This is a genomic window from Aureliella helgolandensis (assembly GCF_007752135.1).
GTDB lineage: Bacteria > Planctomycetota > Planctomycetia > Pirellulales > Pirellulaceae > Aureliella > Aureliella helgolandensis.
This window is the reverse complement of the sequence record NZ_CP036298.1, coordinates 1527360-1550131: the sequence shown is the minus strand read 5'-3', so window position 1 is coordinate 1550131 and position 22772 is coordinate 1527360. Positions and strand designations below refer to the sequence as shown.

The following is a 22772-nucleotide window of genomic DNA, read 5'->3' as shown; positions in this document are numbered from 1 at the left end:
CTGTGAAAAAGGCTGTGATTCCAATGGAAGCCAAAATCATCTATCCCGACGGTCGCTACCCATTCGCAGCCACCGCCGCTTACGAACCGGGCGACATCGTTGTTCGTCCCGACGGATCGCTCGCCCTGTACGACGGCCTCGAGGGATGCGCGATCGGCGATGTGATTTCGCCCGATCCGACAACGGCTGGAGCCATCGTCGAATGGACCGCCGGTTCGGCTGCGACCTGGGCGGCCGGTGCCAAGCTCTACCGCGACGCCGGCAATAAACTGGCGTTTACGACGGCCAGTACCAACAAACCGCTGGGCGCGTCGTGCACCGCCAAAACCGCAGGCATGGTCAAGATTCTGATCAATACCGCCGCTCAGTTTGTCTAAACGACGCGACTGGCTTGAGCCCTGAGCACGTGCCCACCGGTCACGTGCTTTTTTTTGGTAGATCGGTTTGGGGGAGATCATGGCGAGTCGATTTCGAGGCATGGCAAGTTCTGTCAGGGCGTCGCACGCACACTACTTTGCCGCGCAGGTTACTTACCACGAACCGGGCGACGTGAGCCGCACCGCCGACGCAGTGCTAAAAAAGTCCAAGACCGAGAGCCGCACCGACGATCAAGGGCGGATCAATCGCGTCACGCTGCGGGAGTGCCGGTTCGTGACGCTCACCGACATTCGGCACGACGCGGTCATCACGGCCGACGGCATGCAGTGGTCGATCGACCGAGTGCTCGAGCGAGAAGCCAGTGGTTTGCATGTCATGCTGCAGCGTATTCAAACCAACGAGATCAATCGCCCCAGTTACCGTGGCAAAGGATAGGCACCCATGAGCGACGGACCACTACTGCGCAGCGTCCGGGCCGCCCGCCGCATGCTGCGCGATTGTCACCAGTGGCAACGCCTGGTGAGTGCCGACACACCGTGGGACGAAGTGACCGCCGAAGCGCACATCCACTTCGACGGGCTACCTCCCCCAGATCCCGGCCCAGACCACTCACGCAGCGAACTCGAGGCGCTGCGGCCGTTCGCCCTCGTATGGGCCGATCAAGCCGGAGGACTGCGACTGCGTAGCGAATCCGCCGGGAATTGCTGCCCGATCCACAGCGGTGCGATTGTCGTGCAGATCGAATTGCCGGTCCTCGCGGGCCTGGCCAACGATCCAACGCTGCTGGCCGAGGACATCATGCGAAAGCTCGGCCGGATCGTGCGTACCGGCGATGCGGCCGAGCCGGGGTTGTTCGAGTTGTCCGGCCTGGCAGGCTACCTACCGCTCACCGAAATCCAATTCACCGGCTACGTCCGCACCGACACCAAATCGGCCGTCGAGATCGGTGACGCAGTGGTTGCCGAGATGCGGATCGCATGGGGGCAGGATAGTTAGTCATGGCATTCCCGATCGCAGTCCAAGTCCGAGAGCGGGGGGCGACACCCCGTCGCATGAAAACGGCCTACACGGCCGCCAGCCGCAAGGCCTGGCACGCGGTCGCGCTGCGATTCCACACCGAGTACCGCGACAAACGGTTTACCGAGGAACACGCCCGCGAGGCTGGATATGTTCGCCGCAAGGGGGAATTGTTGCCACGCGACAGCAAGGCCTTTCGCCGGAGCTACACCGGCCGCAAACTACTCCTCAAGGGGCACACCCGTCCGCTCGAATTCTCCGGAAAGACGCGCCGAGCCGTGCGAGCGGTATCGATCTCCGAGACCAGCAAGGGAGGCAAGGCGGCGTACCGTGGGGCGAACACGTTCAATTTCCGGCACCCCAAGTCGAATATTCGTATGTCGGACGAATTCCGTTTTATCACTCCCAGAGAGGCCCGGGAGCTCGGCGAGTACTACGACCTGCAGCTCGATCGATTCCTGGCCGAAGGCGATAAGTCGTAGTGCCACCGACCGCCAAACGTCCCCGCAAGCAATCGCGTCCCAAGGTTATCCCCAAGGCACCAAACTCCGGAGCCAAGCAAGCCAAGAGCGGATCGCAAAAGGCGGGACTCGCCAAACGCCAGGGAGGCGACACACCGCGGCCCCACATTCACCGCTTGGACGATCCGATCGTCTCACTCCGCATGGAACTCTCCCGAGCCCTCAGAGCCGGTCAAGCTCGACCGCCGCGGAGCTACCGCGAGTGGCTCGAACGTTGCTTGATCATTCCCGACGGCAAATACCGGGGCCTGCGATTCCGTGTCGATCGGCAACCGGTCGTCGGGCTGTGGATCGACGCCATCGACTCCGGCCAATACACCGAATTCGACTTTACCGCCCCCAGCCAATTCGGCAAAACCCTGATCGCTTTTGTCGGGCCACTTCTGTATCACACCTGCGAGATCGCCGAGAACTACGTCCTGGGCGTACCGTTTGCCGACATGGCCGCCGACAAATGGGACGTCGACGTCAAACCGGTCATGCAAGCCTCACCGGAGCTCCGCCGCTTGCTCCCCTCCAGCGGATCGGGATCGGCCGGGGGCAAAGTTCGCGATCGGATCACGCTGCGAAACGGCGTCGAAATCAAGCTGATGGCCGCCGGAGCGGACGACGCGGGAAAGGCTGGGTTTACCGCCCGGGTGCTGGGCGTAACCGAGGCGGCGAGATTCTCCTCCTCCGGCACCTCTAGCGAAGAGGCCGACCCGCTCCGGCAGCTGCGAGCCCGGCAGCGATCGTACGAGGACAGCGAGCGGCGGACCTACGTCGAAGGGACCGTCTCGGTCGAGGAAGAGTTGCCGTGGGCCCTGAAACGCATTTCCACCGATTCGCGGATCTGCACCCCATGTCCGCATTGCGAGTACTGGATCACACCGGAGCGCGACGACCTGCTCGGTTGGGACGGTGCCCAGTCGGAGAACGAAGCGGGCGACCAAGCGTATTGGTGCTGCCCCGTTTGCGGCGAGAAGATCGAAGAGGAGCAACGCAAGTCGTCGGTCCTCGAGGCGCAGCTCGTGCACCGTGGGCAGGAGATCGACACACAGGGACGCATCACGGGCGAGCCACCCGATACCTCCCGGTTGTTCTTTCGCGCGAGTGCCTTTCACAACCTCTTCCTATCCGCCGAATCTATCGGCAAAGATGAATGGCGAGCGTCGCAGATCCCGGAGGATTCTCCGGAGCGGTTTTCCGCCGATCGCGAATTGTGCCAGTTCGTGCACTGTGTCCCCTACGTCGCCCCGATGTATGCCGAGGACCTGGTCCTGGACAAGAAAGCGATCGGATCGCGACGGGTCGAACTCCCCCACCTGATCCTGCCCGCCGACACGCGGTGGTTGACACTCGGCTGCGACATCGGCGAGCGAAAACTCTGGTACCTGCTGCTGGCCACTCGCGTCGATGCGGACGGCAAGATCTACCGGCACATTCCCGCCTATGGCGACATCGACGTCCCCAGCGAACGCATGAAACTCGATCGCGCTCTGATCGAAGCGTTGTCGGAAGTGCACGGGCTGTGCCAAGCCGGGTTTGTGGTCGATGGCACCAGCGATCGCCGCCAGCCCGATCAAGAGTGGTTCGACTGCAATTTCGAGACCGACACCGTGCTCGGATTTGTGCGAGCCATTTCCACCGAGCTCGCGCTGCCCTCCGCTAAGAAAAAATACCAACCCTGGGTCGGAGCCTACGGACGCGGAGCCGACAAGCTGACCAATGCCCGATACACGGTACCCCGCAAAACAGGCAACGAAGTCTGCGACATCGACCCCGCCGGGCTGTGGTATGCAAACCGCATTCGCCGCGCCAAAACCATCGCCACCATTTGGGACTCCTCCACCACCAAATGGCAAGTACAGCAGGCACTCACTCTGCGTGCCTTTGGTGTCGAGCCCGGGGGAGCCGACGTGCAGACACCCGGCAGCGTGACACTCTACTCCGGCACCAGCAAAATCCACGAGCGTTTTGCCCAGCACGTGACCAACGAACGCCTGGAGACCAAAGACACCGGATTCCGCGGCAAGAAACGGGCCTGGGTACGTCACGGGGCAAACCACCTGCTCGACTGCTTTGCCATGGCCTGGCGAGCCACCGAGCGTGCCAAGCACATCGCCAGCAAGCAGCTCTACCTGCCCCCATTCGCCGACCAAACCACCCCGGCCGAATCCAACGATCTCGAGAAGCCAGGACCATCGTCCGCCAAAACCCAAAAATCCTGGTACGACCGCGAGTAGTGGCTTGGGCCCCCGGCCCGTGTCTCCCCGCTATTTCCCTTACTCCCGTATTCCCACGGGCCGGGGGGCCCATGCTACTGGCCCGCCGCGCGGGACGCGGGGCAATGTCGCACCACAATCGACCGCATGTGCGAAGCAATTACAGCCATCAACACCGCGATCGACGAAGCGGTCGCCGCCCAAGAGGCGGGCGACTACCGAGTCGCACTCGCGCGGATTGAATCGGCCTGGATGCGGATCTGCACCATGCCCGACTCGGAATTCGAGGGGGAATCGCTCACCTGGTCCCGCGACGGGATTCGCAATCTCATGCAATGGCTCCAGCAGCGAGTCAACCAGCAAGCCGGGAACGAGGCCTCCGCCAGCGGACGCGGATCGATTATTCGGCCCGCCGATGTCACCTATCGCCGTCACTAGCAGCATGCCAGCACCGAACGCGGAAACTCACAGATGTCCCACGACAGCTACACGATCGACTGCATGCCCGGCGTGGCTCTCCCCAGCACCGCGCCGTCAGCCTCCGCCGGTAGCCCCCTGGCTGCCCAATCAGATGCCACCGATAAATTCCGCTTTTCTGCTCACGATAACGTCTATCACTCTCGGGCCCATTTTGAATCAACCGAGCTAGATCGCCTCAACTCGGCCCACTGGCAATACGCCACCGAGGCCCCCGTCAACGACATCCTCGACGAGCAATTGCCGACGATGCGGACGCGTTCCAATCACGAGGCGATTAACAACCCGACCACCGAGGGTCTGATGTTGTCCCACACTCTGGCCGTTGCCGGCGAGAACGGGCCGCTGCTCGATTTGTGGGGCGAGAATGACGCGGAGGACGCGTGGTGTGCCGAGGCCGAGCAAGTGTTCGACGAGTGGTTTGAGCATGCCGACGCCTCGGGGCAAATGTCTCTGGCCGGGCTGATCAAGAATTGGAACATTGCCTGCTGGCGGGAGGGGGAATTCCTCGAGCAGATCGTCAATGAGGAGCGGCAATTCGCCGGAGTCACCGACGTGCAAATGCGATTGCACGGCGTCGAAGTCCAACGCCTGGGGACCCCGTACGGCGAGAGCTCCAATCCGAACATTGTCTGCGGCGTGAAACGCAACAAATACAAGCGACCGGTCGAGTACTGGATCTCCGACGACTACAACCACATCACCGGCGGTGGCCATTGGTATGGCGCCTCGGGCATTATCCACGGCTATGACGTCGTGCAGGCCCAGCGGGGCCAGGCTCGCGGCATTCCGTGGTTGCAATCGGGTCTGCCCATCTCGGCCGATCTGCGGGATTACGATCTGCAAGTCCTGGACGCGGCGCGGGCCGCTGCCGACACCTGCATCGTCGCCAGCACCAACCACCCCGACAGCGAATACGCCGACAACGTCCCCACCTCCATCGAATTCCGTCGCCGCCGCATCAACTTCATGGCTCCCGGATGGCACCTCGAGCAAGTCACCGCCAGCCACCCCACCGCCCAATACAAAGACCACCGCCAAGAGCGGATGGGGGACCTCGGTCGGGCCAAGGGGGTGCCGTCGATGATCACCCGCCTGGACGCTCGCGATCACAACTACAGCTCCGCCCGGTTCGATTATCAATTGCTATTCGAATCGGCCAAACACGTCCGGTCGACCCTGTACAACCCGATCCTACGACGCCTGGCCCTACTGGCGATCAGCGAATCGATCCTGGCCGGAAAACTGCGGCCCGCTCCACGACGTTTTTCCATGGGCTGGGTTTGGCCCAACCCACCGGAGATCGACGAGAAGAAATCGGCCGACGCGGAAGAGACGTATATGCGAATCGGATCGCTCCCCTACACCACCAGCTGCTCGCAGCGGCACGGCAAGCGAGCCCGCGACATGATCCGCCTGCGCGAGCGCGACGCCCGCATGCTCGCCGCAGCCGGCCTGCCCAGCGTCTCCGAAGCCACCACCAAGACCGGCAGCCCAACGAGCAACCAGTCGAGTGATACCGCGGCCTAGGAACCACCAGACAAACCAGCCACCCCATACCGAGGTTTACGATGCACGGATTACGCCACAGTTTTGAGCTAGTGTTTCGATTCGCCGATACGCAAACCGACAGCAATACGCAGGACGTTCACCTGGGGGCGTTTGGCACGATTCTGGTGCCAGAGGAATCCGATCTGATTGGCAAAGAGTTGCAAATCGTGGCCGTGCCGAGAAAGCACGCGGGCAGATTCGAACCAACGGAGCTGCTCAGCACCCCCAAAACGCTTGTCGCTGGAGCCAATCCATTGACCGTCGACGACTTGGTCGAGTGCGGAGCCGCTGGCCGAGTATTGATGCGAGTCAACTCCGCCGTCGACGCCGACAGCAACCTCGTATTGCTCTGGAAATCTTAAGATGTTTTTCGCGACGAAAACACCGAGCGACCTGAAGCCTAAAACCAGTGGTAGCAAAGTATCTGCTACCGGCGGGACCATCACCACGTTCGGCGGCTACAAGATCCACACGTTCACAACGAGCGGATCGTTCGAAGTGTCTGCCGGTGGAAACATCGAGTTCTTAGTGGTCGGTGGCGGAGGTGGCGGTGGCGGACGCCAGTCGGGCGTAGGTGCAGGTGGTGGCGGAGCTGGCGGGCTATTGGCTGGAACGGCCACCGTAGAAACCGGCTCTCTCGCCATTACCGTCGGCGCGGGTGGCAATGCCGGGAACACAGGGGTTCCCCCAGGCAATGGTGGCAACTCGGTAATCGCTGGCATTGCGATCGCCGTGGGTGGCGGCGGAGGTGGTCAATACGGCACGAGTGTCGGCGGCAATAACGGTGCCGGGAACGATGGTGGTAGCGGTGGCGGTGGGACATGGGGTGCACCTCCGATCGGCACCCGTGGTGAGGGGACGGGAGCCCAGGGCAATGCCGGCGGTGCTGGGCAGATCACAACTCCCAACGTCGCCGGCGGCGGAGGTGGTGCCGGAGCGGCCGGAGCGGATGGGGCGGCGGGATCCGCCGGGGGTGCAGGTCTGCAGTCGTCGATCACCGGGACACCCACCTACTATGCCGGCGGCGGCGGGGGAGCTGCACAGACCGGAAACCCTGGAGGCGCTGGTGGTGCAGGGGGTGGCGGGCAAGGCGGTGGAACGATCACGAGGACCGTGGGTGTACCCAATACCGGCGGCGGGGGCGGTGGAGCTGCTTCGTTCGCCAGCGGTGCCGGGGGTGGTAGTGGAATTGTAATTATTAGATACCTGGAATAAACCATGCCCAGACGATACAAGACGATCACCATTGCAGCATCGAAGCAAGCTGGCAAATGCTCGGGATTCTTTCCGATTGCGTTGCACAACGATGCACAGATTCAAGCGAATGTATTTCCGACTGGCCGCAATGTTTATGTAACCGAGGAAGACGGCGTTACCCCGGTCCCAGCGTGCCTATTGCCGAATAAGCACGTGTGTGGAGCCAACGGTGGATGGACGTGGTTTACCCAGCCCGTAGCGATCTACGATCCGGTGGGAAACAAGACTCTCACCGGATGGGTAAACCAGCAAGGTGCAAGGCACGTGTCGGTGTTCGATCACGCCACTGGAACGCAACAGGATATCCTCCTATCCACGACAGATTTGGAGGGGGACGACCACAACAACCCCTCAATCTGTATTCGATCCGATGGCCGTTACCTAGTTGCGTATTGCGAACACAACAATGGTGACACCGTCAAATTTCGCGTCTCGACCAACCCGCATGACGGCAGCGCGTGGGGCAGCGAGTACTCGATCGAGCCAACCACCCAGGGAGTTCTCTCCTACTCACAACTGTGGCGACTGAGTGGAGAAGACAAGATCTACCTCTTCGGTCGCCACGATGGTGCCGACAAATGGTATTACGTCACCTCCGACGACGACGGCGAGACCTGGTCGGCACAGGTGGATTTCATCGACCATGGAACGTTCCAGTGTTATCCCAGGTTCTGGACGAACGGGATCGACAGATTTCTCATTGTCTGCACCAAGAAAGAAAACAACGTCAATTCGTTTATTGCGAATGACTCCGCTGGTGTTGCGCTCGATTTGACCGGCAACCGACCGATCTACGCGTTGCAGTATTCGGGTGGCGGTTGGAAACAGATGGACGGGACCGCTCTCGCGCTGCCGCTCGTGCACACGGCCTACGGAGCGTCGAGCATTATTGCCACCGATGTTGGCAGCGATTCGCGTTGGGTTGGCGACATCACGCAAGATGCCGAGGGAGTCGTGCATGCTCTCTATTACGTCTACCCGGGCCATGATGAACGGAACCACGATCTGTATCACGCCACCTACGACGCGGACACCGGCACATGGTCTAGTGTCAAAGTGATGGACGAGGGAGGGCCAATTGTTTCGCATTATTCGCCCTCGGTCTCCTATCCCGGGGTTGCCGTATTCGACCCGCTCGACGCCAGCCAAATCGCAGTCGCACGGGAAGTGGCAGGCATTCGAGAGATCGAAATTTGGAAGCGAACCGGCTCGAGCTGGGCAAAGCTGCAGGAGATCACCTCCGGCAGTTTGACCCACAACTTCCGCCCCAACTTCGCACACGGCCGAGTCGCTGGTGTCGAGCCCTACCTGTTTTGGATGGGATGTGGTCGCTATGAGGGATACGAGGATTTTAGCCTCTCCATGCTGCAACATCCGGCGAGACCAGCAAACGCAATCTTAGTACGGCTCAATCTGGATGGGGTGACCGATCGAGTGATTCGAATCTACTACACCGACGAAAACGAAGACCGGTTGCAATCGCCCCAGGAAGTCGCAGCGGGCATGGGGGCGCTCAATTTATTCGTGGGATCGCTACAGCTGGCCGACAATCGTTTCAACCGCGTGAACTTCGCGCCGGGCGGTGGCAAGGCGCTGACGGTCCTCAATACGCAGGAGGACATGAATGCGGAGTTTGGCGGAATCAAGTTCGGACCAGTCGGTACCGACATCAGCTCCAAAATGCTCATCAGCCCGGCAGTTGAAGCGTCGTTTCGCGTGTCCATGTTGGCAGTGGTCAATTGGAAACCGCACACGAGTTCCCCCCTGCAACAATCAATCCTCTCGAACAACACAGGCGGTGGTGAGGGGGGCATTATCACGCGAATCACTACCGCAACGGGATTGTTCCAATTCTATGCGTTGCTGAGCTCTGGGGCCGTGTCGATCACCTCGGATGTGGCGGTGCCTCAAAACGAGCCGGTTCTGCTGTACGGAGAATTCGATCGATTCGATGCCGCACAGCGGCTCAAAGTACGTGTTGGCACCGTGCAGAAAACGGCAGCCGGCTCGGCCGCCAGCATGTCGTCCGGAGTGGCCCCCTACCATGCAATTGGCCAAGAGAAAGCAAGCGGTACGACCTACCCCTTAGCCGGAACTCTCAGCATGGTGGGGATCTTCGAGAGGACGTTGCCCAAAGCCTACACCGACACTCTCAGCGCAGCGTTCACCTCCCCAGAAACGTTTGCCACGATTGGCGTTGAACAATACGACAACGATCCACTGATTGCAGACATCGTGGCGGCAATCAACGCAGATGCAACGCAGACGGCGGCTAGGGAATCAACTACCAAAGCGGCATTGCGAGAGGCGTTTGGCGGACGCTGGAGAGATGAGAAGGACGCATTCTTTGACCTAAGAATCGAGGACATCCCCGAATGACATTCCAAGATGTGTTTGGCGGAGCCGGGCCCGAGTCCGTGGTGGTTCAGGAGGGTGCGATCGACACGCCAATTGTAATTGCCGACGATTACCTGGCCACGTCGACGCGCACGTTCACCTGGGACGTGCCGGTGCCGGCGTTTGCGTTGGACGTCGCGTCGTGCTACTTCGGTGGCAGCAAAACGTACAAGGGGCAGTGGCGCGTGTCGGGGACGATTTCCGAGGTGACGGCAGGCGAGGTCGCGATGTGGCGATTGTCGTTCGCGCTCACCGAGGCGGATACAGCCCAGTGCAAGCCGGCGTGTTACCCATGGTCGGTCGAGCTGCATGGGCCCGGTGAGCAGATTACGGTTTACAAGGGCGAGGTGCCATTGATCTACTCCGCCAGCCGGTTGGCAACCTAGGAAAAACATCATGTCGGGGATTCTCGGAACACACATGTTCGACATTTGGCGGGGGCCCGCTCCGGCGGTGGTCAAGTCGCAGGTCGATTTGATTTTCCGGCCTGGTCAAGCGATCGCCGCGGCCAAGATCTTGCCGAACCAATCGCACGCGACGCAGTTCGAGGCAATCGCCTTTCGATCGTCGACCGGGGCCCACACCTACGCCGACACGTACCGAGCCGCGATCGGCACCGTGCTGGCCCTGACCTACGGCGGCGTGTCGTATGGCAATGTCCTGGTGGCCGATGTCGACGTGCTGGAGATCGCCAACATCATCGCCGCCACGGGAGTGCACCCCGACGGCACCCCCTACACCCACTCCCCCGCCGCCAGGATCACCAGCCGGTGGGCCATCGTGCGGCTGTCCTAGTCCCTGCGGACAGCAAGAGCCACCACAAGTTCCGCCACATTCGCATCCACAACCACTAGTTTGCCCGAGGTAAAAAATGGCGGAGATTGACTACTCATCTGGATCGCGGGTGGTGACCGAGGGAACGCATGCCGTGTATGCCAAAGCGGCCTGGGGGGATGAATGGGTCGCGGTCCCCAATCTAAAATGCCTAGAGTGTGCGTGGCATGCCGCCCCCGACTTTAACACAGCGATTCTGCGGTGGGACATTGGCGCCGTGATCGTGCCCGGGGACAGCACGCCGACCACGTTTACCCCCTGGGTCGGTCGTGGGCATTTCATTCGCGTCGATTGGGTGTGCGACGATGCGAGCATTCTGCGGTGGGTCGGATTTGCCGACGCCAGCCAATGGCCCACCGAGGCCTTTGGATCGCAGCAAATCGTGTGCTACGGATTGGAACACTCCCTCGCCAAAACCCCGATTTTCAACGCATGCTGGCGACGGGTCGATCCGGCCGACGACGATCTGGGGATTGCCACCTATACCGATTACCCCCTGACCTTCAACGCCGACGATGGCCTCCGCAGCCAAGAGCCGGTGGTGGCGATCGACGAGGAGGAGGATCCGCCTCCGGCACCGATCTACGCCTTTGCGGCACCCGGCGAGGTGGGGGCCGTGTGGTCGACCCGCGAGATTGTGCGGTACCTAATGACCTACCACCTCCCGACCGACGCATTCGGCGTGGCGGTAATCCCCTGGGCCGTCGACCAGATCGATCAATTGCCCGATTGGGATTCCCCCACCATCGGAATGCTCGGCCGCACCGTGTGGGATATTCTCAATGAACTGGTCAACCCACGCTATCAACTCGGGTTCACCTTCGGCAGCGATGGCACGACCGCCTACCTGCGGTGCTTTACCCACCTGGCCACCGATCTGACCGTGACCGCCAACACCATCGACGCCAATCCCAATCAACACACGGTCGTGTTCGCCCCCGACGCATTGACCGAGGCGGAGTTGTCGGATGTGGGCGGCGGATATGACCAGGTGATCGTGCGGGGAGCGCGGCGGCAAACGATTTGCACCTTGTACGTCGGCACCGAGCTGGCTCCCGCCTGGTCCCCGGCGACCGAGGTCACGTATGAGACCGGATCGGCGGGCGATGGATCGTATTCGGGATGGGACGAAGGGGAGAAGATCGCCGCCAATGCTCGGGTGCGGAGTGGCTCGAGCCTGCATGATGTCTATCGCACATTCAAGTTTGCCGACGATTGGGATTACAAGATCGACGACGAATTGATTTTCCCATCCAACGCCACCCCTCGCACCGTGACCGCCGAGCCACGGTTGCCGATCCACCCCGATGCCGAGTGGGATGGCACGGTCGACGAGGCATTTCTGTCGAAAGCGATCGGGCGGCCGATGCTGGTGTTTTTCCACAATCCGACCGTCTCGGAATTAACCGAGGAATACGTCGCGACCCACGACCTGGCCCCGGTCTCCTTTGACATGGGGCCGTTGACCACGTTCGATTACGCCATTACCGGATCGACCAAATCGCAGCGTGGCAGCCCCCGGATCGCGATCAACGTCGAAGGGGGCCCGCAACATATCTTGGCGGCCAATCAATTCGATGGATTGACCGAGGATGCGGTCGACGTGTCGAACATTGAGGCGATGTTCGATTACGAAACCGCCTTTGTCACCGTCGCGCTGTCCGAGGATCGGTATTGCGAGCGGGTGTACCCGTCCAGCAGTTCCGGAGATGTTGTGCGGCGATTGCTGGTCGATGCCGGCGAGAGTTATCGCTTTGTCCGGATCCAGGCCGACACGGTCACGGGGCTGGACGTCTCGGGGGAGCTGCTCAAGAGCGATGGGGGGACGTTGGTCGACGACTCCGACCAGCTCGAGACGTTGGCCAAGTTGATCGCCCTGGGGCGTGTGCTGACGCGTAAGACGGTGGCCTGGCGATCGCGACGGAAGATCTCGACCATTGCCGTGGGGGATTTGATCACCACCGCCGCCGGCCAGGCGATTGTGGCCCCGGTGGTTGGCATCCACATCCGAGCCAACGTGACCATCGGGACGCCCGCCCCGGCCACCGTACAGTCGTTTGAAGTGTACCGCGGGGAGCAGGACCCGATCGGCATGCTCCGCCGCGTCGGCGCCCTGCGCTAAAGAGCACCCCAACAGGGCAACTATCCCAGCCCAATACAAAGCAGTTTGTCCGAGTAAAAACATGTCTAGCAGTGATCGTCGCCAGCTCGAACAATTAGACATGCGACTCCGGGAGGCGGAGTCGCAGTTGGCCGAGCTGCGTGCGTCGGACCACACGCCGCGATCGTGGATTCGCAGAGGCAATAATGGTGGTGGCCTGGCCATGACGCCCGAGGGTGGCATTCCCGCCAGAACCGGTGCTGGCTCCGAAGGCGATCCGTTTGTGTGGGGCTCGGCCACGTGCGAAAACATTGCCGCCACAGACGGGGAGATCGAAGAGGGGACGTACACCGTCTACAACTCGGTCGATTCGGCGATTGGCGGCGATGAAGTGATCCAGTGGAAGTGGATCGGGTCGATGCGATTTGCCGACGTGGAGGGTTGCTAATGGGACTCGGCTGCCTCAATCCAGGAAAGTGCAATTGCGAGCCGCGCGTGTTGCTATGGGACGTGGGCCGCGAATCCCCCTCGTTGACCTCGTTGGAAGCTTGCCAGGACGTTTATGACGGGCTAGGCATTGCCTCCGATTTGGCGTCGGCCGACGAATACTCCGGCAGTCTCAGCAATTACAAACTGATTTTGGCCGTGTGGACCGCCGAGGATCCGCCATGGTTGGGGCAGCTCACCTCCTGGACCGGACGATTGCTGTTGGCCGGTGACTACTACCGGGCTCCTCCCGATCCACCGCCGCGCGGCAACCCGCTATCCAACGCTTGGATCAACGCCCTGTGCACGACAAAGGGGGTCGACATTCAAATCGACAGTGACGTGATCAACCGCTCCGTTTATGCGAGAACGGTCTCGAACGACCTCACGAGCTCGACCGCCAGTTTGAGCGGTGGTGTCCACTCGACAATTACCGTTGGCCCATCTGCGACCCAGCTCTATCACAGCGTGGGGACCTTTGGAGCGCCGCCCTACATCCCCTGCGTCGCCCGGCACCGCGTTGGTGACATTGATTACGTCGTTAATGGCGACGGAACCATGTTCGTAACAGCCGGTGCCGTAGCCTCGAAAAGCGCATGGCTCGAGCAATTGTTCACCGCGTCCTAGCAAGGCAGTAGCATGGCCCGGTAGCATGGCCCCCCGGGCCGTGAAAGCATCCCCGCCCAACAGCGCCGCAGGGCAACCCCGTGGTCGGCCCAGGGGACCAAGCTACGCCACGGGGTGTCGGGCAGGAGCGACGCGGGGCCGCTTGGGTAGGCGGGCGAATCGTCGAATTCCGCGTACAGGGTGTAGTGGAAAGACTGGCGAGGACTACCATCTGCATTCACCGGCTTGATCTCTGCGGCGACCATCCGAATCGGTGTGTCTCCCGTGTTCTTCCAAGTCGTCAACACTTCTTGGCCCATCTTGCCGTGAGCAGCATTCTTAAACGGTGCGAGTTTGGATTCAATTAGTTCGACGCTCGGCATGGTTGTATGCTCCTTGTTGCTCAATGGTTCCATGCCACAGCCAACCAGTAGCATGCCGCAGCACATTGCACATTGGTAGAGTAAATCGTGATTAAACTTGCGAGTAGCCAACAGCCTGTCCAGGACCTTCCCAAATCAAACGTCACATTTTCAGAACGCGGTAGACCAGCAGACGTTGTTATTCGCTGTCTAAAAATTTCCGTGGCGTCTCAATACGCGCATGGACTGAGGACAATTCGTCAAGCTCACCACCAATCGCATCTACGTTGCTCGGTTTTTCCGCATGCCGTGCAACCACGATGGCTTCTCCGATGCTACAAATCCAGCAGATGACAAGAAAGGAGAACGCGAGTCGAAACTGCTTCACAATAAAGGACTGCCACTCAGCATTGAACGGCGATTGTAATGGGCAATTAGATTCGGGGACCGACTCTTGCAAGTGCTGCGTTACGACCTCGATGCGAATCCTCTGCTCATTAATACTCTTAAGCATTCGAGAACTTATCAAAATTGCATGAGAGTTAATGACGATGAACGCAATATCGGCAAAGAGATCAAGATGGAACGCAATGCGTCCCGCCAACCAGCCTGCCACCACTCCATTCAAAGTGCACAGCAACACAGCCCATTGCAAAAACCGGTCGAACGCATGACGCGCATACTGGTGGCGTTGGTCCAGTTCATCCTTCAGCAATTCTGACTGGTCCAACGGCATTCGATCCCTCCTCGCACAAGTAGATAACAACAAACTATTGGGTAAGGCACGGCCTCGCGCGGTAAAACCAATGAACGCGGCTAGCGGACAAGCTTTTTAACGTCAGGGCGTTATATGTTCTGATTGAGTGGCACACGTTTGAAAATGCATGCAGGCCAAATGTGCTCTCGTGACAGCTTATGTGCGCTTGAGCGGCAGTAAACGCATTCAGTCGCCATTTAGGGTACTCATGATGATTGGACGATTGAGTTGAAGTGGTTCCGTCAAGCTTGCATGGAAACGCAAAGTGAACGAGACAATAGAACTCAAGTTCACTCTGTGGCTAGCACCGAACTTGAGCTTCCGTTTCGGAATTATCGTCGAGGGCAACCAACTCAGCGATTTTGGCTGCGATATCCGCCATCGTCTCTTCAGAAGTGTCCATTCCACTTCGAGAGCCAAGTAGCGGGCTGACATCGCGAAGAGCTTCGTACGTCGTGTCGTGCACGATCGGAACCAGTAGGTCACGCGCTAGGAGTGCCGAAAGCTCTTTCTCGGCAATGCCCGCCCCCTTAATACGTCGCAAGAACGCAGGAGTCACCAATACAATGCCGACACGCGATCTCGCGAGTCCTTTGTCAATTTCGCGGAGCAACGGGGAACCAAGAACAACGTCATTTTCACTGAACCAAACCGAAACACCAAAAACTTCGAGTTGAGCGTGCAGGACCTTGGCAGCATCTTTCCGGTCGTCCCATGCGTGGCAGAGAAAGACGTCACGAAGATCAGGTAGGGATGCTCGCCTTTCGACGCTTTCCCGGACCGGCGTAAGCGCCCGTACTTGTGCAGATGTGTACGTGACGGAAGAACTGGCTCGCGACCAGCGCGGCTTGCTGCTGGTAGCAGCCCCGCCGCCGCTGCGGCCACCGCCACCGGGCGATGAGAGGGCAGGACGGGAGTAAGCAGGAGGAGAGTAGGAACTGTATCCGCGAGTGCGACCACTACATGCGGGGCACTTCTCTGCAGCCGCAGCAGAGCGATGGCCGTTTACCGGTGCTGTACATCTAGCCATTTCTCACACCGTCCATTTGCATTAACTGTTTCATTTAACGGAATAACGACAAAGGTAACCCGGCGGCGGCCAAGAACCTTTGACTCTGGAAAACCCCCGATCCGCCGCTCGGGTTCACCGATTTGTTCGCCCGTCTATTGCTTCTTCGGCGTACGCTTGGCCGCCTTTTTCTTCTTTGCGGAAGACTTAGGCTTGGCATCAGGTTCTTTCGACGGTGGCGTTGGAGCAGGTTTTGATGCGGGCTGTGATCGATTCTGTTCGACGCGTATCTTAGCCTTGGCCATGAAGCGAGTTCCCTCTTTTGACAGCTTCAAGCGCTGCCACTTTGCGTTAATCGGAGACTTTCCATGTTCAACGAGACCAAATGCCGCAAGAGGCGATGCAATTCGGTAGAACACGAACGATTCAATTGCGTCTGTACCATAGGCATTGGTGACGCTTCTCGCGAGATATTCGCCAAAATGCAAGGCAAGTTCCAAAAGGTTTAGTTCCACATCGTTCGGGGAACCAGTGAGCTTTGCTGGTATCGTCGCCTTTGTGTTCTTGAGGGTTGCGAATAGTTCCTCGAATTGTGGATTGCTCCCGGATTGAGAGTTCGCCCGCTCGCGAAATTCTTCAAGTTCGGCGCGGAGCTTGCTGTTTTCGTGGGCGACGCGTGCCAGTTCTGACGCAACATCGGACGGTGTTTGAATGTCCGCCGCCGAGACCCAGCCATTGAGGTCTCGCCCGTCAACTATTTGTGGAAGCGTTTCGAATACCGCGAGTTTCACCTCGGACGCAGTTGAAAAGAAAGCTGACAGGTAGGTCTTCACGCGATCTCGAAAGACGCGATATGCCTCTTCATTTTTTCCCTCAAGCACAGAAGTGCCATGTTCCTTGACCTTCGCTTCACGCCCTTCGTCAGTCATGATCACTGCAAAAAACGGCGTGTTTGTTTCGATTGCATAGTCAAGTTCAAGTTCAACATAGCTCTTGCCTGAGGTGGGCTCGATCGACCCGTACCGAGCACCGAGAATCAACATGAAGATGTCAGATTCGTCGATCCATCTACGAATAACCTTCATCTGCGATTCATCGCCCGCCGTGAAAAGCTCCATACCAGCAGGAATATGCCCAGCTTTCAAAATAGCTTCGACGGCAGCCTGCCGTTCAAGACGCAAGTCCTCGTATGTTGACGATATGAAGACTTGGTATCGCTTTTTCATCAAAGCTATCTCTTAAGGGCGAACGTTGGCGATAATCGAGTCGCCGTGGTTGATAATGTATGTAAAGTCGGACCGGCTCGGCGACTTCGTTTCATCGCTTTGTTCGTCGGATTTTCGAACCCAGGCTGGTCGTCATGCGGATTCGTATCAGCCTAGTCTATTTTGGCGCGGCGGGCACGTTTAGTGGGGAAGTAGATCTATGGAAGTCTCGCGACGCACGGTACCACCACCCAGCAGTTGTAGCAATCAAAATGAGCACGAGCCAAGTCACGGGCATGGATTTTAGCAAGGGAAAACTGATCGGACCTATGCGGGCATTGATTGATTTGTCCGGATCCTTAAATAGCATGAATCCAAAAAACGACGCTACAAAATACTGGTCATGCAGGTTGGATCCTACGTTTGAGCTAACAATTGTCCGTTGGTAGCGCGTTGGCAAAGCAGATTGCTGAGAGAGATTTTGAGCCACAAGGCAAAGCATGCAATACGCAAAGCCCGCAGAGCAAGCAAGAACAATAGCTGTGTTCACTAGTAGTCTCACACTCGATGTTCCAAATTAGACGACGAACGTCTGCCGTAACCGGGCACGAACGGAAGACTTTGATTTCAGTTGCCGCGTGATTGAGCGCTCCGGTGCACGGCTTTGTTCTGTTGTGTTTGTGTGACCTACATGATGAGGTTGTCAAATCGCTGACGTAGCAATGAGAATGGGTCAACCGTCAGACTCCCACGGGCTTGAATCAAATCGCAAAGGTCGTTGTCGTCAAGGCAGACGATGAAACCACGATGATCGAGCGCAGTGTCACGGCACCGTTGAGCAATGAGTGACTTGTCCGATATCGACCGACAAATCAGTAATCCAAACTGGCCCCGTAATGGCGAGAACCTTCCACTTAGCTGATCAAGTTCCGGATTCGCCGGATCAGGGTTGTAGTTCTTGCATTCTACGAACACGTGTTGTGCTTTGTAGTGGCGCGCAAGCCATTTGAAAAAACCGCCTATGGCCTGATTCCGATAGGTGATATCGATTCGTTTACGCCCGCCGTGAATGTTGACTTGCATCTGCGGTTCGCCCAATGAGGACGTGAATAAGGCATGGAGGATGCTTGCTATTGCGTGTTCGTGGGCGTTGGATCGATCGCCAACACGTATGTTGTGCAGAATGGCAAGTAAGTTGTCCCACTGTGGTTCCGGTCGGCGTCTCGCCTTGTGAAGCGAGTGATAGACTTTGCTTTTGACCTGCTTCACAAAACCCCACGAGTAATCGCGATCCTGCGAGTGTGGAATGTGCAAACCTGTGGTGCGAAGTTCTGACAGAGTAACGCCGTAGTCGTACCCACCATTTGCTATTTTCAGGCATTCCTGATGCGACGCCGTTTGAAGCCAAAGCTTCGCTTTCGCTTGGCCTTCCTTTTTCGACTGTCTGCGGCGAATGGCTCGCTCCGTTAACATTGCGGCTTCATTCCTTGTGGCGGTTTAGATTAGCAACATAACAGCATAGTTATCCCCGAACACCTTAGGGGGTATTGGTTCCATCTATCGAATATCGATCGACGGATCTGTCACTCCGCGTAATATCACTCGCGGTGGTAATGGCTCGTGCGGAAGGGCTAGTTCGTGTGTCTCGGTGCAGCCAGTAATCGTCAACGGACGAAGGTGGGATCCGGGGCAGGGGAGGGAAATGATCTCAGAGTGGAGAAGGAATGTTCTCGCCACTGTGGGACGAGTACCATTATCATGGGTGGGTGGCAACCGAGCAATGCTTGCGCTACCAAAATACCGAAAATAGCGCAGCCGGAATCCGCTGGCGGGGGGCAGACAATTAGAAAGGTAGCGTTTGTCCAAACCAATTCCACACAGGGTTCAGCCCCGGGAAGATGAATACGATCAGAAGGATTGGCGAGAGGGCTAGGAGCCAAACTCCAATCCGCATGCGTCTGAGGAGGCAGCTGGTTGCCGACGAACGACCAGGTTAATGTGGCGACGGCCAGAAAACGTTGCTTCGAAGCGGACGTGGACCGCCCGCCGCTCACGCTCACGCTCAACCGTTGGTTCGCCGCTTTGCTTAACGAGAATCTAGTCTTGACGTAGAAGATGGTATTGAGCCTGTTCCCGAATTCACTTCTTTCGGCAGCGAAGCATCCTCGATTCCGATATGGCTGTCCATTCGTTTGACATCCGAGACTTTTCCGTCGATGATTTCCACGGCAATCTTCAGGAGCCAGATTTATTCTTCATTGTGCGCCGCATCGCATCCATACAGATAATTTTCTACCGTCTCCGAGTTTGACTGAAAGTCCGGCGCGCCGAGCAACTTTACAAGTTGTTCCTTCGTCATCCCCACGTCAACAGACCGAAAGCTTGCGATTCGCTTTTTCCAACGCGACCGATACTCTCTAACAATTGTCTTAGCCTTTTGCTCCAGCACACTGTCTCTTGCGTTCTGCAGAATGGCGACTTCCAATACAACGCCACCGACGGTTTTCCCGTGCAATTTGCTGCGAACTCGGTCCATGGCCTGCTCTATTGCCTTCGGATCGGAGGCATCCAAGCCATCGCTTGCCTCGCGCACCAGCTTCTTAATGACCGCGATGTCGTGTTCGGACTCGCCCTCGATGCTCCGCAGGATGGTTTCAAGAGATGTTGCGTCAATGACACCTGCGTTTAGCAACGCGGACGTTGAAGCAAGGGCAATAAACACCAAGCATGCGGTAGGTAAAGTCTTCAGCAAGGTAAATATCCGATTACGAGGGACAAGCCCAATTGACGGGGAACGGTAGCCATCAGCGGGCCGCGACGAGCGCGTCAACCATTGTCAAAACGTTTGACACGCGGCTCCGTTGCATGGCTTTGTTATTTGCAGGCGTTGGGCATCCATGTGTCACACCGCACCGTCTGCTTGGAAGTTGTCACAGTCGAAGCTTGCGTACGGCGTGTCCTCGTCCCACATTTGAACGTCATAACGGCCAAATGCAAGCTGCGATCCGTAGAAATTTCGATCCGAGATTCGGATGCGTTCCAAGTCTTCGAACAGGCCAGCGAAAGACGAAATAGGCGATGGGTTTTCAAAAATCAGTACAGATGTGACATCGCGATGCTGAATCGTGAGGGTTGCGACACGTGGGCGAGCGTCGATCGAGACAGACAGCACGTCGATACCGAATGGAGTCTCATAGCAGTATTCGGTTTCGGTCATGCAAGCAAAACTTCATCGTAAAAACTGAGGGTGATGCACTTCAATCAAATAACGTCAGTCGTCAGCGGGTACGGCCGATGGATTGTCAACTTCGAAACGCCTGATGCCGTACTCCGCTGCACGACATGGTTATCCCAATTACTAGAGCAGGTCACACGGCGGGTCAGACAGGCTCATGATCGTGAAAATCGAAATTAGCTCGCCTTCGATTTGGAATCGCAAGTAGCAGCTAGGAAGAGTATAGCGGATCCATGCAGGGACGGAACCATGTTTTGAGTTGGCTGAACCGCCAGTGTGGTCCGGTTTGCCGAAAGCAGAAGTGACATGTTTTAGGGTTGCGTTAGAGGGCAAGCTCGGTAAGCCAAGTATGGGCAAGTAGCTTTCGGCGAAACGAATCGGTATCGGCCCGGAAAAAGTTAGCAGTTGCGTTGAATCCACGGGGCTGCAGTTGGCAAGCAATGATCCGCGTAGATTTTGGGGAAGAGATCCTTCGGTTTCGGAGGTTGATAGGTCAATCGTGACAGAGAGAAGCCTGTCGTCCCGAAGGCGTAGCGAAGTATCGAGTCGATTTACGTCAGAATAGCCCATTTCCGTGCTAAACCACGGTCGCAGCAACGGGTCCTCGTAATTGTATTCGTGGCAATTGGGAATACGAATACGGTAGTCCAGAAGAGCGGTGAAATCAGAGACGTCAGGAACGGGAATGTTGTCTAAAGCGATTGCTCCGAAATCCGTTTCGATATCGATACCGAGCCGTCCAGCGAAAAGCGATGCGTCAGCCTGGATGACGGACAGCGGCTTGCGGTCAAGCTCAAGCAATGGTGTGCTTCTACAATTCGTGACTGGGATAACGAATAGCAATCTATCCCAACTGGGAGCGCAGCGAGCACGGAGGGATAGATTGTCCGTTGAGCTGAGACGCTTCGCTCGACGGGTCCTATGCGGATAGTATTGAGCTGGCGTCTGATGAGAGTCAGTTTAGCCTAGTCAGAGATGGCTTGGCAAGCAGTTTGTTGAGCTGCCGGGCAGTCGCGTAGAGAATCTGACGTCAGTTGGGGACTGTTTCGTCGGTGAACTGTGACCAGCGGGCAGCGGTTGGCCGTCAATGCGTATGCATCGGAGCAGGATACTGTAACGATGTCGTAGCGTAGGGGCACTAGTCTAACTCTCGAACCAAGAGTGATGGTTGGGGCCATAGAATAGGTCCCGCCAGCTCGGACGACGAGTCTCGGAGAGGAGTTGCATGGGTTGTTGGCATTTGGCACAACAACGCTCTGTCGGAATGTCCTGCGTCTCTGTGATTGCGTCGTTGACTTGAGGATCGCATTGTTCCGTCACGGCGAGCGGATGGAGCTGCTTGCACAAGGCGATGAAGGCCGTGCGGCGAGCACTGCTGTAGCCTCCGAAGCAACGTGACTTGGTAAAACCCTTGGGAAGAATGTGGAGTGACCAACATCGAATGAACTCAACTCCAGAGAGTTTCTCTGAAACTTGACTAGCCGAGCTGTGTTTGTCCTTGTTGCGAGCCATGAACGTGACGATGTCGTTATCGCAGCTCACCAAGCGTCGATCCGAGATGGGGCCACCAGTCATGTATCTGGCCAAGTACTTCAAGACGTGCTCCGGAGACGACTTGGACGTCGGTGGTCGCTCGATGAAGACACACCAGTCGTGTGCGAGGAGAGTGTCAGTGAATTTGGCCCAAGCCAGCGGCTCTTGAAGTCCCGCCAATTCTTCTTCAAGATCCAGCTTGCCGCGACGGTGCAGCGATTTTAGTTTACGTAGGAAACGTTCGCTGAATTCTCGACTGAGTTCCTTGTTGTCCACCAACGTTGGCTTGGCGGGTGAGTTCCCCGTGGGCTTGGTTTGCCGACACTCGATCCAACGCCGTCCGTCCAGTGATGGGCCGCTGCCGGGAACGAGGAGGTGCACGTGAGGATGGTGCCCCAGCCGTTGATTCCAAGTATGCAAGACCATCATGGCAGAGGCCTGCATGCCAAGCTTGGTTTCAATACACTCCTTGAGCGCCTCCCAAGCAGTATGCATCAAGGTACGATAGAGTTTGCGACGATTACCGAGTATCAGCGGAGATAGTTTGTCTGGCAACGTGAAGACAACTTGGAAGTAAGTTACGTCTGGCAACAGTAGCTCAGCGGCTCTATCGAGCCAGTCGGCGCGCCGAGCCCCACTACACTGCGGGCAGTGCCGGTCGGCGCACGAGTTGTAGAGCGAGATCTTGGTCTGGCACTGATTGCAAGCATAGGTGCGACCTCCCATGGCTGCGGTGCGGCAGAAGCCGATCCTCGCTAGTGTGCTTTCGACTTGTCGTGAGAGACTCGGTCGATACTTGCTGATGAAGTCAGCCGTGTACCGCTTGAGTATGCTGGCCACAC

24 protein-coding genes are annotated in these 22772 nt (G+C 58.0%); 15 read left to right on the top strand and 9 right to left on the bottom strand.

Translation table 11 applies throughout. The annotated features are described in order from the left end of the window. Nucleotides 1-23: 23 nt before the first annotated feature. The 15 genes from Q31a_RS05595 to Q31a_RS05525 all read left to right on the top strand — a co-directional run bounded on the left by Q31a_RS05595 (nt 24) and on the right by Q31a_RS05525 (nt 13850). Nucleotides 24-377, top strand: a complete 354-nt coding sequence (locus Q31a_RS05595; protein ID WP_145075232.1) for a DUF2190 family protein — start codon at nt 24-26, stop codon at nt 375-377. 79 nt (nt 378-456) lie between these two features. Further along, a complete protein-coding gene (locus tag Q31a_RS05590; protein WP_145075229.1) occupies nt 457-813 on the top strand; it encodes a hypothetical protein in 357 nt (118 codons plus the stop codon). A 6-nt stretch (nt 814-819) separates the two neighbouring features. Then, nucleotides 820-1374, top strand: coding sequence for a hypothetical protein (locus tag Q31a_RS05585; RefSeq protein ID WP_145075226.1), 555 nt, complete (start codon nt 820-822; stop codon nt 1372-1374). A 2-nt stretch (nt 1375-1376) separates the two neighbouring features. After that, entirely contained in the window at nt 1377-1877 is a 501-nt protein-coding gene (locus Q31a_RS05580) for a hypothetical protein (RefSeq protein WP_145075223.1), read from the top strand. Then, on the top strand, nt 1877-4141 hold the full coding sequence (locus Q31a_RS05575; RefSeq protein WP_145075220.1) for a phage terminase large subunit family protein: 2265 nt from the start codon (nt 1877-1879) through the stop codon (nt 4139-4141). Before Q31a_RS05580 ends, Q31a_RS05575 begins: the two co-directional genes overlap by 1 nt. A gap of 126 nt (nt 4142-4267) precedes the next feature. Beyond that, the gene (locus tag Q31a_RS05570; protein ID WP_145075217.1) at nt 4268-4558 is read left to right on the top strand and encodes a hypothetical protein; all 291 of its coding nucleotides are present in this window, start codon (nt 4268-4270) and stop codon (nt 4556-4558) included. A 33-nt stretch (nt 4559-4591) separates the two neighbouring features. Then, the gene (locus Q31a_RS05565) at nt 4592-6127 is read left to right on the top strand and encodes a phage portal protein (RefSeq protein ID WP_145075214.1); all 1536 of its coding nucleotides are present in this window, start codon (nt 4592-4594) and stop codon (nt 6125-6127) included. Between the two features lie 41 nt (nt 6128-6168). Further along, nucleotides 6169-6510, top strand: coding sequence for a hypothetical protein (locus tag Q31a_RS05560; RefSeq protein ID WP_145075211.1), 342 nt, complete (start codon nt 6169-6171; stop codon nt 6508-6510). A gap of 1 nt (nt 6511) precedes the next feature. After that, the gene (locus Q31a_RS05555; RefSeq protein ID WP_145075208.1) at nt 6512-7363 is read left to right on the top strand and encodes a glycine-rich domain-containing protein; all 852 of its coding nucleotides are present in this window, start codon (nt 6512-6514) and stop codon (nt 7361-7363) included. A gap of 3 nt (nt 7364-7366) precedes the next feature. After that, the gene (locus tag Q31a_RS05550; protein WP_145075205.1) at nt 7367-9784 is read left to right on the top strand and encodes a BNR-4 repeat-containing protein; all 2418 of its coding nucleotides are present in this window, start codon (nt 7367-7369) and stop codon (nt 9782-9784) included. Beyond that, nucleotides 9781-10188 (top strand): hypothetical protein, encoded by a 408-nt coding sequence (locus tag Q31a_RS05545; RefSeq protein ID WP_145075202.1) that lies wholly within the window; start codon nt 9781-9783, stop codon nt 10186-10188. The genes Q31a_RS05550 and Q31a_RS05545 overlap by 4 nt, the downstream gene beginning before the upstream one ends. 34 nt (nt 10189-10222) lie before the next feature. After that, nucleotides 10223-10597 carry a hypothetical protein gene (locus tag Q31a_RS05540; RefSeq protein WP_145075199.1) on the top strand — a complete coding sequence of 125 codons (375 nt, stop codon included), beginning with the start codon at nt 10223-10225 and terminating at the stop codon, nt 10595-10597. A gap of 76 nt (nt 10598-10673) precedes the next feature. Next, entirely contained in the window at nt 10674-12758 is a 2085-nt protein-coding gene (locus tag Q31a_RS05535; protein ID WP_145075196.1) for a hypothetical protein, read from the top strand. A 61-nt stretch (nt 12759-12819) separates the two neighbouring features. Continuing rightward, entirely contained in the window at nt 12820-13185 is a 366-nt protein-coding gene (locus tag Q31a_RS05530) for a hypothetical protein (RefSeq protein ID WP_145075193.1), read from the top strand. Beyond that, entirely contained in the window at nt 13137-13850 is a 714-nt protein-coding gene (locus tag Q31a_RS05525) for a hypothetical protein (RefSeq protein ID WP_197356248.1), read from the top strand. The genes Q31a_RS05530 and Q31a_RS05525 overlap by 49 nt, the downstream gene beginning before the upstream one ends. On the opposite strand, the gene Q31a_RS05520 is transcribed toward Q31a_RS05525, so the two are convergent. The 9 genes from Q31a_RS05520 to Q31a_RS05480 all read right to left on the bottom strand — a co-directional run bounded on the left by Q31a_RS05520 (nt 13847) and on the right by Q31a_RS05480 (nt 22770). Further along, nucleotides 13847-14212 (bottom strand): hypothetical protein, encoded by a 366-nt coding sequence (locus Q31a_RS05520; RefSeq protein ID WP_145075187.1) that lies wholly within the window; start codon nt 14210-14212, stop codon nt 13847-13849. The two genes, Q31a_RS05525 and Q31a_RS05520, sit on opposite strands and share 4 nt — an antisense overlap. Before the next feature lie 178 nt (nt 14213-14390). Continuing rightward, entirely contained in the window at nt 14391-14927 is a 537-nt protein-coding gene (locus tag Q31a_RS05515; RefSeq protein ID WP_145075184.1) for a hypothetical protein, read from the bottom strand. 322 nt (nt 14928-15249) lie between these two features. Beyond that, nucleotides 15250-15978 carry a toll/interleukin-1 receptor domain-containing protein gene (locus Q31a_RS05510; protein ID WP_145075181.1) on the bottom strand — a complete coding sequence of 243 codons (729 nt, stop codon included), beginning with the start codon at nt 15976-15978 and terminating at the stop codon, nt 15250-15252. Between the two features lie 134 nt (nt 15979-16112). Beyond that, nucleotides 16113-17183 (bottom strand): DUF4062 domain-containing protein, encoded by a 1071-nt coding sequence (locus tag Q31a_RS05505; RefSeq protein WP_145075178.1) that lies wholly within the window; start codon nt 17181-17183, stop codon nt 16113-16115. 666 nt (nt 17184-17849) lie between these two features. Continuing rightward, nucleotides 17850-18635, bottom strand: a complete 786-nt coding sequence (locus Q31a_RS05500) for a hypothetical protein (RefSeq protein ID WP_145075175.1) — start codon at nt 18633-18635, stop codon at nt 17850-17852. Between the two features lie 775 nt (nt 18636-19410). Then, nucleotides 19411-19914, bottom strand: coding sequence for a hypothetical protein (locus Q31a_RS05495; protein ID WP_145075172.1), 504 nt, complete (start codon nt 19912-19914; stop codon nt 19411-19413). Nucleotides 19915-20064: 150 nt separating this feature from the next. Next, nucleotides 20065-20379: a hypothetical protein gene (locus Q31a_RS05490; RefSeq protein ID WP_145075169.1), complete on the bottom strand. Its 315-nt coding sequence runs from the start codon at nt 20377-20379 to the stop codon at nt 20065-20067. A 141-nt stretch (nt 20380-20520) separates the two neighbouring features. Further along, nucleotides 20521-21198: a hypothetical protein gene (locus Q31a_RS05485; RefSeq protein ID WP_145075167.1), complete on the bottom strand. Its 678-nt coding sequence runs from the start codon at nt 21196-21198 to the stop codon at nt 20521-20523. Between the two features lie 342 nt (nt 21199-21540). Next, nucleotides 21541-22770 carry an IS91 family transposase gene (locus Q31a_RS05480; protein WP_197355562.1) on the bottom strand — a complete coding sequence of 410 codons (1230 nt, stop codon included), beginning with the start codon at nt 22768-22770 and terminating at the stop codon, nt 21541-21543. Nucleotides 22771-22772 lie beyond the last annotated feature (2 nt).

Coding starts and splice junctions, on each gene's coding strand:
- Q31a_RS05595 (WP_145075232.1), top strand. CDS start 24: ATGGAAGCCAAAATCATCTATCCCGACGGTCGCTACCCATTCGCAGCC.
- Q31a_RS05590 (WP_145075229.1), top strand. CDS start 457: ATGGCGAGTCGATTTCGAGGCATGGCAAGTTCTGTCAGGGCGTCGCAC.
- Q31a_RS05585 (WP_145075226.1), top strand. CDS start 820: ATGAGCGACGGACCACTACTGCGCAGCGTCCGGGCCGCCCGCCGCATG.
- Q31a_RS05580 (WP_145075223.1), top strand. CDS start 1,377: ATGGCATTCCCGATCGCAGTCCAAGTCCGAGAGCGGGGGGCGACACCC.
- Q31a_RS05570 (WP_145075217.1), top strand. CDS start 4,268: ATGTGCGAAGCAATTACAGCCATCAACACCGCGATCGACGAAGCGGTC.
- Q31a_RS05565 (WP_145075214.1), top strand. CDS start 4,592: ATGTCCCACGACAGCTACACGATCGACTGCATGCCCGGCGTGGCTCTC.
- Q31a_RS05560 (WP_145075211.1), top strand. CDS start 6,169: ATGCACGGATTACGCCACAGTTTTGAGCTAGTGTTTCGATTCGCCGAT.
- Q31a_RS05555 (WP_145075208.1), top strand. CDS start 6,512: ATGTTTTTCGCGACGAAAACACCGAGCGACCTGAAGCCTAAAACCAGT.
- Q31a_RS05550 (WP_145075205.1), top strand. CDS start 7,367: ATGCCCAGACGATACAAGACGATCACCATTGCAGCATCGAAGCAAGCT.
- Q31a_RS05545 (WP_145075202.1), top strand. CDS start 9,781: ATGACATTCCAAGATGTGTTTGGCGGAGCCGGGCCCGAGTCCGTGGTG.
- Q31a_RS05540 (WP_145075199.1), top strand. CDS start 10,223: ATGTTCGACATTTGGCGGGGGCCCGCTCCGGCGGTGGTCAAGTCGCAG.
- Q31a_RS05535 (WP_145075196.1), top strand. CDS start 10,674: ATGGCGGAGATTGACTACTCATCTGGATCGCGGGTGGTGACCGAGGGA.
- Q31a_RS05530 (WP_145075193.1), top strand. CDS start 12,820: ATGTCTAGCAGTGATCGTCGCCAGCTCGAACAATTAGACATGCGACTC.
- Q31a_RS05520 (WP_145075187.1), bottom strand. CDS start 14,212: ATGCCGAGCGTCGAACTAATTGAATCCAAACTCGCACCGTTTAAGAAT.
- Q31a_RS05515 (WP_145075184.1), bottom strand. CDS start 14,927: ATGCCGTTGGACCAGTCAGAATTGCTGAAGGATGAACTGGACCAACGC.
- Q31a_RS05510 (WP_145075181.1), bottom strand. CDS start 15,978: ATGGCTAGATGTACAGCACCGGTAAACGGCCATCGCTCTGCTGCGGCT.
- Q31a_RS05505 (WP_145075178.1), bottom strand. CDS start 17,183: ATGAAAAAGCGATACCAAGTCTTCATATCGTCAACATACGAGGACTTG.
- Q31a_RS05500 (WP_145075175.1), bottom strand. CDS start 18,635: ATGTTAACGGAGCGAGCCATTCGCCGCAGACAGTCGAAAAAGGAAGGC.
- Q31a_RS05490 (WP_145075169.1), bottom strand. CDS start 20,379: ATGACCGAAACCGAATACTGCTATGAGACTCCATTCGGTATCGACGTG.